General features: G+C 68.2%; 13 protein-coding genes. 8 read left to right on the top strand and 5 right to left on the bottom strand.

What is annotated here, in order from left to right; genetic code table 11:
- The first annotated feature begins 228 nt into the window (after window positions 1-228).
- The 8 genes from AC1DEL_RS09160 to AC1DEL_RS09125 all read left to right on the top strand — a co-directional run bounded on the left by AC1DEL_RS09160 (window position 229) and on the right by AC1DEL_RS09125 (window position 6,317).
- A complete protein-coding gene (locus AC1DEL_RS09160) occupies window positions 229-795 on the top strand; it encodes an RNA polymerase sigma factor (RefSeq protein ID WP_092292361.1) in 567 nt (188 codons plus the stop codon).
- The gene (locus AC1DEL_RS09155; RefSeq protein WP_092292359.1) at window positions 792-1,232 is read left to right on the top strand and encodes a DUF3619 family protein; all 441 of its coding nucleotides are present in this window, start codon (window positions 792-794) and stop codon (window positions 1,230-1,232) included. Before AC1DEL_RS09160 ends, AC1DEL_RS09155 begins: the two co-directional genes overlap by 4 nt.
- A 1-nt stretch (window position 1,233) precedes the next feature.
- Window positions 1,234-2,043 (top strand): DUF3106 domain-containing protein, encoded by an 810-nt coding sequence (locus tag AC1DEL_RS09150; protein ID WP_477125590.1) that lies wholly within the window; start codon window positions 1,234-1,236, stop codon window positions 2,041-2,043.
- A gap of 81 nt (window positions 2,044-2,124) precedes the next feature.
- Window positions 2,125-2,694: an RDD family protein gene (locus tag AC1DEL_RS09145; protein WP_477125591.1), complete on the top strand. Its 570-nt coding sequence runs from the start codon at window positions 2,125-2,127 to the stop codon at window positions 2,692-2,694.
- Window positions 2,691-3,695 (top strand): lipase family alpha/beta hydrolase, encoded by a 1,005-nt coding sequence (locus AC1DEL_RS09140; protein WP_477125592.1) that lies wholly within the window; start codon window positions 2,691-2,693, stop codon window positions 3,693-3,695. Before AC1DEL_RS09145 ends, AC1DEL_RS09140 begins: the two co-directional genes overlap by 4 nt.
- Window positions 3,696-3,767: 72 nt before the next feature.
- Window positions 3,768-4,763 (top strand): UDP-2,3-diacylglucosamine diphosphatase, encoded by a 996-nt coding sequence (locus AC1DEL_RS09135; protein WP_092292351.1) that lies wholly within the window; start codon window positions 3,768-3,770, stop codon window positions 4,761-4,763.
- Window positions 4,764-4,816: 53 nt separating this feature from the next.
- Window positions 4,817-5,905, top strand: coding sequence for a glycosyltransferase family 4 protein (locus tag AC1DEL_RS09130; protein WP_477125593.1), 1,089 nt, complete (start codon window positions 4,817-4,819; stop codon window positions 5,903-5,905).
- Window positions 5,862-6,317 (top strand): diacylglycerol kinase, encoded by a 456-nt coding sequence (locus tag AC1DEL_RS09125; RefSeq protein ID WP_092292347.1) that lies wholly within the window; start codon window positions 5,862-5,864, stop codon window positions 6,315-6,317. The genes AC1DEL_RS09130 and AC1DEL_RS09125 overlap by 44 nt, the downstream gene beginning before the upstream one ends.
- A gap of 51 nt (window positions 6,318-6,368) precedes the next feature.
- Here the strand turns inward: AC1DEL_RS09125 and AC1DEL_RS09120 are convergent, their stop codons facing one another.
- The 5 genes from AC1DEL_RS09120 to AC1DEL_RS09100 form a co-directional block, all read right to left on the bottom strand.
- A complete protein-coding gene (locus AC1DEL_RS09120) occupies window positions 6,369-6,953 on the bottom strand; it encodes an LOG family protein (RefSeq protein ID WP_441591958.1) in 585 nt (194 codons plus the stop codon).
- Window positions 6,950-7,663: a TetR/AcrR family transcriptional regulator gene (locus AC1DEL_RS09115; protein ID WP_092292343.1), complete on the bottom strand. Its 714-nt coding sequence runs from the start codon at window positions 7,661-7,663 to the stop codon at window positions 6,950-6,952. The genes AC1DEL_RS09120 and AC1DEL_RS09115 overlap by 4 nt, the downstream gene beginning before the upstream one ends.
- 104 nt (window positions 7,664-7,767) lie before the next feature.
- The gene (locus AC1DEL_RS09110) at window positions 7,768-8,367 is read right to left on the bottom strand and encodes a DUF924 family protein (protein WP_477125594.1); all 600 of its coding nucleotides are present in this window, start codon (window positions 8,365-8,367) and stop codon (window positions 7,768-7,770) included.
- On the bottom strand, window positions 8,354-8,776 hold the full coding sequence (locus tag AC1DEL_RS09105; RefSeq protein ID WP_477125595.1) for a group II truncated hemoglobin: 423 nt from the start codon (window positions 8,774-8,776) through the stop codon (window positions 8,354-8,356). Before AC1DEL_RS09105 ends, AC1DEL_RS09110 begins: the two co-directional genes overlap by 14 nt.
- Before the next feature lie 30 nt (window positions 8,777-8,806).
- Window positions 8,807-11,371 carry an ABC transporter permease gene (locus tag AC1DEL_RS09100; RefSeq protein ID WP_477125596.1) on the bottom strand — a complete coding sequence of 855 codons (2,565 nt, stop codon included), beginning with the start codon at window positions 11,369-11,371 and terminating at the stop codon, window positions 8,807-8,809.
- Window positions 11,372-11,376 lie beyond the last annotated feature (5 nt).

The following is an 11,376-nucleotide window of genomic DNA, read 5'->3' as shown; positions in this document are numbered from 1 at the left end:
AACCACTGATGTCGTGTGAACCGATGATGATACTGCAATGCACCAGCGTGGTCTATGGCCCCCTGGAGACTTTTTTGCAGACGCACCACGATGGCGCAACGGCCGCAAGCGACCCCTCCGTCATATTGTCTGCAAACTAATACAGCATCGCCCAAGCCGGCTGTTTTTTGCTAGCATCGCAGACATTTGCGACCCGCCGCGCGACTTTCGCGGCACATTCCTGCCTGCATGGCCACTGACCAGGAACTCTCAGACTTTCTCTCCAGCGTGGAACGACGTGCCTTCAAGCAGGCCGTATTCGCCGTGCGGGATGACGAAGCCGCGCTGGACATCGTGCAGGACGCCATGATCAAGCTGGCCGAAAAGTACGGCGACAAGCATGCCGCCGAGCTGGCGCCGCTGTTCCAGCGCATCCTGCAGAACACGATCCACGACTATTTCCGCCGCCAGAAAGTACGCAACACGTGGGTAACCCTGTTCTCGAACCTGCGCGACGACCGCGAAGGCGATGACAACGACCTGCTGGAAACTCTCGAGGCCCAGGCTGGGTCAGAATCCGCGGAAAGCAGCGCCGACAAGGTCGAGCGGGCACAGGTCATGCACATCATCGAGCAGGAAATCCAGCGTCTGCCCACGCGTCAACGCGAAGCTTTCCTGATGCGTTACTGGGAGGATATGGACGTGGCCGAGACGGCAGCCGCGATGGGCTGCTCGGAAGGCAGCGTCAAGACGCACTGTTCCCGTGCAACGCACACACTGGCGCAGGCCTTGCGCGCACGGGGGGTCCGACTATGAGCCGAAACGAACGAGATATACAGGAACGCCGCTTCGCCCGCGAGATCCGCTCGGCACTCGATGCCTCGGCGGATGCCGTGCCGGCGGACATTGCCGAACGGCTCGCCGCCGCGCGGCGCATGGCGCTGGCCGCGAAGAAAGCCGCCGCACCGGCCACGGTGCCACAATTCGCCCTGCCCGGCGGCCATGGCGCCATCTTCGACGATGAAGACGACTCGCCGCTGCACCGCGCTGGCGCATGGTTGCGCCGGCTCGCCCTGCTTTGGACGCTGGTGGCGCTGGTGGTCGGCGTGACCGGCATCTACCAGTGGCAGCAGCAGAAGCGCGTGGAGGAGCTGGCCGACGTGGACGCCGCCATGCTGCTGGACGACCTGCCGCCCACGGCCTACGCCGACCAGGGCTTCCACGTGTTCCTCAAGCACGACCGCGATCAATAGGATGGCGCGCGCTCACTTCCGCTCCGACGCCGCCCCGCGCCGGCTGGCCCGATTCACCGCGCTGTGCGCCAGCCTTGGCGCCGTGGTTGCGCTGGCCTCGGGCGAGTTGACGCAGGCCGCCGAAGCCCACGAGGTCCGTGCGGGCGCCTCGGCGCCGGCCGTGGTCCATGTGCATCCGACCTGGGTCGAACTGACCCCGACGCACCAGCAGATCCTCGCCCCGCTGCGCCCGCTCTGGGACACCATCCCCGAACTCAACCGCCGCAAGTGGCAGCGTATTGCCGATCGCTACCCGTCGCTGAAGCCCGAGGAACAGGCCCGGCTGCAGGAACGGATGGCCGAATGGGTCAAGATGACGCCGCAGGAACGCCGCGTGGCGCGCGAGAACTACCAGATCACCCGTACGGTGCCGGCCGAGAAGAAGGCCGATGCGTGGGATCGCTATCAACAGCTTCCCGAGGCGCAGAAGAAGGAACTGGCGGCAGCCGAGAAGGTGCCGCGCCGCCCCGGCGCAGTGAGCGGCCTGCCTTCCGGCAAGCGTCTGCCGACCGATTCCGGCCACCAGATCCGCGTCAATAAACCCGCCACCGGTGCCGCCGCGCTGCCCCCAGCGCTGACAGCATCGACACCGGCGTCGCCGGCCTCGGCACCGGTCGCCGCCGCACCCGTGCCGGTCACGCCCGTAACGCCGCCGGAAGTTGCGGCTTCGGCACCCGCAGCACAACCGGCCACCGAGTCGCTTTCGCCGCCGGTCACCGGCGAGGCGGCGACCGACATCCCGATCAGTCCGCCCGACTCCCCCCGCCAGTAACACCTTTCCCGGCCACCTTCCCGGCCGCGCGGCGCGCCGCCCCGGATTTGGCATAATTGCCGCTCACCCGGAACCCGCGCCATGCCTGCCGCCAGCCCTGCCTCCCCCGCTTCTCCCACTTCCATGCCGTCGCGCGCCCCGCGCACGCCCACGCTGCGCCGCCGCCTGACCTGCATGCTCTATGAGGGCGTGCTGCTGTTCGGGGTGCTGATGGCCGCCAGCGCGGTCTATCTGCTGGCGCGCCCGCTGCTCCAGCGCCTCGGTATCGACCAGCCCTATGTCGATCAGGCCTGGATGTTCGTCGTACTGGCCTGCTATTTCACGTGGTTCTGGCAGCGCAACGGCCAGACGCTGGCGATGCAGACGTGGCGCATCCGCCTCGAGACGGCTGCCGGCCAGCCGCCGCACTGGACCCGAGCGCTGCTGCGCTATGTGCTGGCCTGGCTGTGGCTGCCGCCCGCGGCGGCGGTCGGCCATGCGCTCGGGCTCACGCGCGGGCCGTTCGTCGGCGCGCTGGTGGCCGGTCTGCTGGTGTGGATTGCGCTGGCGTGGCTCGACCCGCGCCGCCAGTTCCTGCATGACCGGCTGGCCGGCACGCGCCTGATTGACCTGCGTGATCTGCGCGACCCGCGCCCGGCCGCGAAGTCATGAGCCTGACGGCGGCCGCCCTGCGCCGCGTGGCTGTGGCCGCGCAGACGCTGGCGGCCGGCGGCCTCGCGGCAGGGTTGGCCGAAGGGGCCGGCTGGCCGTGGCCGCTCGCCATCGGCGCGGCGCTGCTGGCCGTGCTGGTGGGCTTCGGTATCGGCGTCGGGATTGCTTTTGTCGCCACGCTGGGCGGCGCCGGCATCGCGCTGGATGCACGCCTTCCCCATCCCTCCGACACGCCCCCGCGCCAGCCGCTCGGCCTCTCCGACGCGCTCGCCTGCTATCTTTCGGAATGCCGCGCGGTCTTCCGCATGTTCAACTGGCTCCAGCCATTCCGCTCGCGCATCACGTTTGACTCGCCCGCCAATGCCGACGCGCCGACGGTGCTGCTCGTACACGGCTACGGCTGCAATCACGCGATCTGGCTTGACATGGCGCCCACGCTGGCCGCCGCCGGCTATCGCTGCGAAGGGATCGACCTCGAACCCGTGCTGGGCGATATCGACGACTACGCGCCGACCCTGCTCGCCCGCATGCGCGGGATCGCCGCGCGCACGGGCCAGGCGCCGCTCGTGGTCTGCCACAGCATGGGCGGACTCGCCGCACGGGCCGCGCAGGTGCTAGCGTTGCGGGAGAGCGATGATCCGCCCTGCTCAGGCATCGTCACCCTTGGCTCGCCCCATCACGGCTGCGCCCTCGCCCGCTTCGGCGGCGGCCGCAATGCGCGGCAGATGCGCTGGCACAGCCCGTGGCTGAAGGCGTTGGCGCTGGCTGAGACGCCGGCCTTGCGCGCGCGCATCGTCTCGGTGTTCAGCTGGCACGACTCCATCGCCGGGCCGCCGGGCACCTCCTGGCTCGACGGCGCGCGCAACGTGCCGCTGGCCGGCATCGGCCATGTTTCCCTGCTGCGCCACCCGCGCGCCGTGGACGCCACGCTGGCCGCCCTCGCCTCGCTACGCACCCCGGCGCCACAACAAACCCCGCAGCGCACCTCGATCTTCATGTGACATTCATGTTTCCGTCACGGCACCGTCACGCGGCAAGGGCTCAATGCACCCATCGCCGATACCGGGGCCGCCATGGTTCAAGCTCTCCAGTTTGCTCGGGGGCGTCTGTCGAGGGCCGCGCAACGCCTGCGCGGCAAGCCTGACACCACGCTCTCGCTGTCCGCCGCACTGGCGGCCTTCATGCCGCCGCCGACGGAACTGTCACCGGCCGCTCCCGCCGCCCCAGCCTTCCACGCCGAATCGGGCAACCGCCCCGCCTCCGCTTCGGAACCTCCCACACATCGCTACCGCGCCATCTGGCTGTCCGATATCCATCTCGGCACGCCCGGTTGCCAGGCCACGTACCTGCTCGACTTCCTGAAGCACAACGAGTCCGACGTGCTCTATCTGGTGGGCGACATCATCGACGGCTGGCAGCTGCGCCGTGGCTGGTACTGGCCGCAGAGCCACAACGACGTGGTGCAGAAGCTGCTGCGCAAGGCGCGCAAGGGCACGGAAGTGATCTACGTGCCCGGCAACCACGACGAAGTGGCGCGCCAGTTCGACGGCATGGCTTTCGGCGACATCACCGTGCGCGAGGACGCCATCCACGTGACCGCCACCGGCCGCCGGCTCTGGGTGGTGCATGGCGATTTGTTCGACGGCGTGGTGCAGCACGCGCGCTGGCTGGCGTACCTGGGCGACTCGCTGTACACGATGATCCTGGCGCTGAATCGCCATTTCAACCGCATCCGCACCCGGCTCGGCTTCGAGTACTGGTCGATCTCGCAATTCCTGAAGCATCAGGTCAAGAACGCGGTCAGCTACATCAACTCGTTCGAGCACGCGATGGTGGACGAGGCGCGCCGGCGCGGCTGCGACGGCGTGGTCTGCGGCCACATCCACAAGGCGGAGATCCGCGAGGTGGACGGCCAGCTCTACTGCAACGACGGCGACTGGGTGGAAAGCCTCTCGGCGCTGGTCGAGACCATGGAAGGCGAGCTCAAGATCGTCTACTGGACCACGCTGCTCGATCCGCCCGAGCCAGTGGGACGCCGGCGCCGCCGCGCCACCGAGATGGCGCTTTGACACGCCCCGCCCCCACGACACCTCACCCGGCCACACTGCCGCAAGGAGATTCGATGCGAGTCATGATTGTCACGGATGCCTGGGAGCCCCAGGTCAACGGCGTGGTGCGCACGCTCAAGTCCACGCGCCGCGAACTGGAGGCGATGGGCCACACGGTGGACCTGCTGACGCCGCTGGAATTCCGCACCGTGCCATGCCCGACGTACCCGGAAATCCGCCTGTCGCTGCTGCCGACGGCCAAGGTACGCGCCCGCATCGACGCCTTCCGCCCGGAGGCCCTGCACATCGCCACCGAAGGCCCGCTCGGCCTGGCCGCGCGCCGCTACGCCATGCGCCACGGCCTGCCGTTCACCACGGCCTACCACACGCGCTTCCCGGAGTACGTGCAGGCCCGCTTCGGCGTTCCGCTGGCCTGGACCTACCGCTTCCTGCGCTGGTTCCATGGTCCAGCGCGTGCTGTGATGGCGCCCACGCCGGTGGTGCTGCACGACCTGCACCAGTACGGCATCACCCACGGCGTGCTGTGGACGCGCGGCGTGGACCTCGACGTCTTCACCGCCGAGCGCGCCAACGTGCTCAACACCGCCCACCCGATCTTCCTCTACGTGGGCCGCGTGGCCGTGGAGAAGAACGTCGAGGCCTTCCTCCAACTCGACTTGCCCGGCTCGAAATGGGTGGTGGGCGATGGCCCGGCGCTGGCCGGCCTGAAGGCGCGCTATCCGTCCGCCAGCTATCTCGGCGTGCTCAAGCAGCCCGATCTGGCCAAGGTGTATGCTTCTGCCGATGTCTTCGTGTTCCCGAGCCGCACCGATACCTTCGGGTTGGTGCTGCTGGAAGCGCTGGCGAGCGGCCTGCCCGTGGCGGCGTACCCGGTTACCGGGCCGATCGATGTGCTGGGCGACAGCCCGGCCGGCGTGATGCACGAGGATTTGCGCGAAGCCTGCCTCGAGGCGCTGCGCATCGACCGCGTCACCGCTCGCGCCCACGCCGAGAAGTTCTCGTGGCGCGCGGCGTCCGAGCAGTTCCTCGCTCACCTGCGGCCGTTGCCAGCGTCGGCAGCCCCCCAAGACACCACGGCTCCCACCGCTGCGCACGATCATGCCAAAACCGCATCCCCCGCTGCCGTCCGCTCCGGAGACTGAGTACTCGGTCGAGAACAACCCCCACAAAGGCAATCGCGGTATCCGCCGCGCCTGGCACGCGGCGATCAACTCGCTGTCCGGCCTGCGCTACGCGGTGCTCGAAGAGAGCGCGTTCCGGCAGGAACTGACGCTGGTGGTGATTTTCACGCCATGCGCGTTCCTGCTGCCGATCTCGGCGGTCGAACGGATACTGCTGCTGGGGACGCTGCTGCTGGTGCTGATCGTGGAATTGCTGAATTCCAGCGTGGAGGCCGCCGTGGACCGGATTTCGCTCGAGCGGCACAGCCTGTCGAAGCGCGCCAAGGACTTTGGCAGCGCGGCGGTCATGCTGGCGCTCGTGCTGTGCGGCGGCACCTGGATCGCCATCGGCGGGCCGCACGTGGTGCGGTGGATCGGCGGCTGGCTGGGTTAGTTAGCCGCTAATCAGGGCGAGTCGGGGCTGGCGGGCGCCAGTCCCGGCGGGTCAGGTCTCTTCGCGCTTCTCGATCCACTTGTCCACGCGTACGCGCGGCGCGGCGGCCAGCTTGCCGAGCAGCGTGTTGGGCGTGTCGGACACGTGTAGCATGTCGGCGTGCACCTGCTTCAGGAACCCTTCGCCCACGGCGTGGTTCAGGAAAGCCAGCATGCCGTCGTAGAAGCCGGCCACGTTCAGCAGGCCCACGGGCTTGTCGTGGTAGCCGAGCTGGGCCCAGGTGAACGTTTCAAACAGCTCTTCGAACGTGCCGACGCCGCCCGGCATGGCGATGAACGCGTCCGAGCGGTCCGCCATCATCTGCTTGCGCTCGTGCATGTTACGCACCACGTGCAGTTCGGTCAGGCCGCGATGGCCGACTTCCTTCTGCATCAACGCATCGGGAATCACGCCGATGGCCGTGCCGCCGTGCGCCAGCACGCTGTCCGCCACGATCCCCATCAGCCCGACCTTGCCGCCGCCGTAGACCAGCGCCAGCCCCTGTTCAACCATGGTGGCGCCCAGCGCACGGGCCGCCTCGGCGTATTCCGGACGGAAGCCGGGGCTGGACCCGCAATAGACACAAACCGATTTCACTGTCTTTCCTTCTTCGCGGCAGCGGCGGCCTCGGCCTCCGCCTTGGTGACGGCATATTCGCGCGCCAGTTGATCGAATGCCTCGCGCGCCTTGCCGCGCAGGTACGGGGCCAGGATCGAGAAGATGTGATAGCTCGAGCCGTGCAGGTAGCCCCGGATCTGATCGGGATCGTTGTACTGGCGCGGATGCTGCACGAACTGGAACGACAGCCAGTACGTGGCAATCACAACAATATTGGTACAAATCGCGTCCACCTGCTCCGGCGTGGCTTCCATGTCGCCGTCTTCCTGGAACTGGCGGCAGATCTCCAGCGCGAAGCGCTTCTTCTGCTCCACGATGCGCTTGAAGTTGGTTTCCAGCATCCGGTTGCGCGCCAGCAGGTCGTTGATGTCGCGGTACAGGAAGCGGTAGTTCCACAGGAACTCGGACATGTACTGGAGGTAGCCCCAGCTTTCGCCCAGCGTGGCCTTGTGGTCCTCCGGCATCTTCAGGCGGCGCTCCATCTCCTGCTCGAAGCGCACGAAGATGGAGTTGATGATGTCGTCCTTGTTGCGGAAGTGGTAGTAGAGATTGCCGGGGCTGATCTCCATGGCTTCCGCGATCGTCGTGGTGGTGACGTTGGGCTCGCCAAGCTCATTGAACAGGCGCAGCGAGACGTCGAGGATGCGGTCTCGGGTTCGGCGCGGGCCGGCTTGCGGTTTGGCTTCCATGGGGTCGGGCGGACTCTCGAATCGGCAGGATTGGGATTATAAGCAATCGGGTCGGGCGGCCGACCCGCCAAGCGGCGAAAACGCCACTGGCGGGCCGGCACCCCTCAAAACGAGGAACCGGGCTGCTTCAGGAACGCCAGTTCGTCGTCCGTGCTGGCGCGGCCCAGTACGGCATTGCGATGCGGAAATCGGCCGAAGCGCGCGATGATTTCCTGATGCTTGATGGCCCATTCCACGCCATCGACCTCGCCGCCGGTGTCTTCGCGCAGCGCGGTGTATTCGCGCACGGCGATGTCCTGCGCCTCGGGCGACTCGGCGTGCTCGAACGGCAGGTAGCAGAACATGCGATGCCACGGCGTGGGCAGTTCGCGGTCCCAGCCCTGGGCGAGCATCCGGCGGGCCAGCGCCTGGGCCTGCGCGTCCGTGGCGAAGCTGCGCGGATCGCCCCGGAACATGTTGCGCGGGAACTGGTCGAGCAGGATCAGGCGGGCGCAGGTGCCTTCGGGCGTGGCGGACCAGTCGTCCGGCGCGCCCTCATGTGCGGCCTGCCAGGTCGGCAGGAAGGTGTCGCGGACGGTGGCGTCGAAGGCGTCGCGCTTGGTGAACCATTCGCGCCGCGACGTATTCCAGATGGCCGCCTCGGGCGTGCCGAACCAGAAGTCCAGTACATCCCGCGCGCCCAAAATGCGCCTATCGCTGCACATTACGCATCCAGTCGGCGGTCTGGAAGAACGCCTGCATCAGCCGCATCTGCAGGTCTTCGGGCAGGCCGATGTCCTGCATCGCCAGCGCCATGGCACGCATCCACTGGTCGCGCTCCGTCGTGCCGATCTCGAACGGCATGTGGCGCGCGCGCAGGCGCGGGTGGCCAAAGCGCTCGATAAAGTGGTTCGGGCCGCCCAGCCAGCCACACAGGAACCAGAACAGCTTGTCGCGGGAGCCATCGAGTGACGGCGGATGGATGGCGCGGAGCTGCTTGAACTCGGGCTCCAGGTCCATCAGGTCATAGAAGCGGTCCACCAGCTCGCGCACGCGGGCCTCGCCGCCGACCAGTTCGTAGGCGGTCACCTCCTGGGTCGTGGCGTCGGTGGGTTCGGAAGGTTCGGTAATCATGTCAATTCGAGAGAATTCGCGGCTCGGCGGTCACTGCACATCGCGCAGCGTGGCCAGCGCAGGCTGCCGCAGCACCTCGCGCAGGCCCAGGTAGCCGCCGGCAAAAGCGCACAGCATGCCAGAAACCACCCCCACCGGTACGATCCACAGGTTGAAGCGGTAGGGGAAGTCGAACACGAACTGGGATAGCGCCCAGCCCACCACGATGGCGCCGAAGCTGGCCAGCAGCCCCGCCAGCCCGCCCACGACCAGGAATTCGGCGTATTGCGTCTGGCGCACCGTGGCGGCCGTCGCGCCGAGGGCCTTGAGCAGGCCGGCATCGCGCTTGCGCTCGTCGCGCGCACCGGAAAGCGCCGCATACAGCACCGTCACCCCAGCCAGCAGCGTGAAGACGAACAGGAACTCCACGGCGGCGATCACCTGATCGAGCACGGCCTGGATCTGCCGCAGGATCAAATCCGTGTTGACCACGGTGATGTTCGGGAACGTGGCCGTAAGCCGGTTGCCGAGCGCCGCCTTGGCCGGCGGCAGGTGGAAGGCGGTGATGTAGGTCTCGGGCAGGCCCTGCATCTTGTCCGTGGGCAGGATCACGAAGAAGTTCACGCGCATCGAGCCCCAATCCAGCTTGCGCAGCGAGGTGACCGGCGCCTCCACGCTCTGGCCGGCCACGTCGAAGCGCAGCGTATCGCCCAGCTTGATATGGAGCGTCTTGGCGATGCCCTCCTCCACCGATGCCCCGCCCGCGTCGCCGGTCCAGCGCCCGGCAATCACCTCGTTGCCCTCGGGCAGCTTGTCTGTATACGAGAGGTTGAATTCGCGTTCGACCAGATTGCGCGCCCGGCCGTCCGGGTAGGTGCTGGCCTGGATCGGGCGATCGTCGATATGCGTCAGCCGGCCGCGCACCATCGGGTAGAGCAGGTCGCGGATGCCATTGGTGGCCAGCATCGCGCGTAGCGGGTCGCGCTGGTCGGGCTGGATATTGATGATGAAGCGATTGGGCGCGTCGGCCGGCGTGGCGTTGCGCCAGGAATCGACCAGATCGTTGCGCGTCATGCCGAGCAGCAGCAGCGCCATCAGCCCCACGGCCAGCGCCACGGTCTGGAGCACGGTCACGCCGCGCCGGCGTTCGAGCACGGCCAGCGCGAAGCGCCATCCCACACTGCCGCGCGCCCGGCCGCGCATGCCGCGCGAGAGCGCCAGCAGCAGCCCAAGGGCCAGCACCGCGAAGGCCACCCCCGCGCCGACAAACCCGCCTGCCGTGGTCAGGCCGAGCTTCAGGTCGCGCGCGGCCACCATCAACAACGCCACAAAGGCGCCCAGCCCCAGCGCGTAGGCCACCCAGGCCGAGATCGGCGGCAGGCCGATGTCGCGCCGAAGCACGCGCAGCGGCGCCACGCGCGTCAGCGCCAGCAGCGGCGGCAGCGCGAAGCCCACCAGCAGCACCAGCCCCGCCGCCACGCCGGTCAGCGCCGGAATGACCGAGGGTTGCGGCAACGACACGCGCAGCAATCCGCCCAGCGACAGCAGCAGCCCGTAATGCGCGAGGTAGCCCAGCGCCACGCCGACGAGCGCGCCCCCGGCGCCAAGCAGGAGGAATTCGATGCCGAACGCGGCCAGCAGCTGCGCACGCGACAGACCCAGGCATTTGTATACAGCACACGCATCGGTATGACGCTGCATGTATCGGCGCGCAGACATGGCGATGGCCACCGCCGCGATCATCGAAGACAACACCGCCACCAGCGACAGGAAGCGCTCGGCACGATCCAGCGTGGCGCGCATCTGCGGCTGGCCGGAATCAAGCGATTCCACGCGCGTGTTGCGCAGGTGGCGCCGCTCGATCTCGTCGGTCGCCCAGCGCTGGTAGGCGGCGGCACCGGCGTCCGGGCCGGCCACGAGCAGGCGGTAGGTCACGCGGCTGCCCCAGCCGATCAGCTTGGTGGCGTCGAGATCGGACAGCGGCAGCATCACGCGCGGCGCGAAGTTCATGAAGCCCGCGCCACGGTCCAGCTCCTGCGTGATCACGCGCTCGATGCGGAAGGTCTTGCTGCCGAGTTGGACGCTATCGCCCAGGCGCAAGCCGAGGCCGTCCAGCAGCGCCTGATCCGCCCAGACCGTGCCCGGCGCGGGGATGCCTTCGGCCTCCTGCTCCGCACCGCCATCGGGCGGCAGCACCTTGAGCCGTCCGCGCAGCGGATAGCCATCGGTCACCGCCTTCAGGGCGCCAAGCTGGCTCGGTGCCTCCCCGTTCGTGGGTGCACCGTTGATGCGGGCGGTGGCCATGCTGGGGAACGTTACCGTCTGCGCCACGCGCAGGCCGTCGCGCCGGGCCCGTTCGGCAAATGCGGGGTCGAACGGCTGGTCGGATACCAGCAGCACATCGGCGCCGATCATCTGGCGCGCGTCGCGCTCCAAGCCCAGCCGCATGCGATCCGCGAGGAAGCCGACGCTGGTCAGCGCGGCCACGGCCAGCACCAGCGCGAACAGCAGCAGCGTCAGCTCGCCGGCCAGCCAGTCGCGCCGGGCCATGCGCAGCGCATGGTGCCAGGCGGAGAAACGGTGAGCGGCGGGCACGGCGGGGGAGTCGGTCGGCATCGGAA

The organism is Cupriavidus sp. 10L43_2 (assembly GCF_056395265.1).
The sequence above is the reverse complement of the archived record's forward strand: the minus strand, read 5'-3'. Positions and strand labels throughout refer to the sequence as shown.

Coding starts and splice junctions, on each gene's coding strand:
- AC1DEL_RS09160 (WP_092292361.1), top strand. CDS start 229: ATGGCCACTGACCAGGAACTCTCAGACTTTCTCTCCAGCGTGGAACGA.
- AC1DEL_RS09155 (WP_092292359.1), top strand. CDS start 792: ATGAGCCGAAACGAACGAGATATACAGGAACGCCGCTTCGCCCGCGAG.
- AC1DEL_RS09150 (WP_477125590.1), top strand. CDS start 1,234: ATGGCGCGCGCTCACTTCCGCTCCGACGCCGCCCCGCGCCGGCTGGCC.
- AC1DEL_RS09145 (WP_477125591.1), top strand. CDS start 2,125: ATGCCTGCCGCCAGCCCTGCCTCCCCCGCTTCTCCCACTTCCATGCCG.
- AC1DEL_RS09140 (WP_477125592.1), top strand. CDS start 2,691: ATGAGCCTGACGGCGGCCGCCCTGCGCCGCGTGGCTGTGGCCGCGCAG.
- AC1DEL_RS09135 (WP_092292351.1), top strand. CDS start 3,768: ATGGTTCAAGCTCTCCAGTTTGCTCGGGGGCGTCTGTCGAGGGCCGCG.
- AC1DEL_RS09130 (WP_477125593.1), top strand. CDS start 4,817: ATGCGAGTCATGATTGTCACGGATGCCTGGGAGCCCCAGGTCAACGGC.
- AC1DEL_RS09125 (WP_092292347.1), top strand. CDS start 5,862: ATGCCAAAACCGCATCCCCCGCTGCCGTCCGCTCCGGAGACTGAGTAC.
- AC1DEL_RS09115 (WP_092292343.1), bottom strand. CDS start 7,663: ATGGAAGCCAAACCGCAAGCCGGCCCGCGCCGAACCCGAGACCGCATC.
- AC1DEL_RS09110 (WP_477125594.1), bottom strand. CDS start 8,367: ATGTGCAGCGATAGGCGCATTTTGGGCGCGCGGGATGTACTGGACTTC.
- AC1DEL_RS09105 (WP_477125595.1), bottom strand. CDS start 8,776: ATGATTACCGAACCTTCCGAACCCACCGACGCCACGACCCAGGAGGTG.
- AC1DEL_RS09100 (WP_477125596.1), bottom strand. CDS start 11,371: ATGCCGACCGACTCCCCCGCCGTGCCCGCCGCTCACCGTTTCTCCGCC.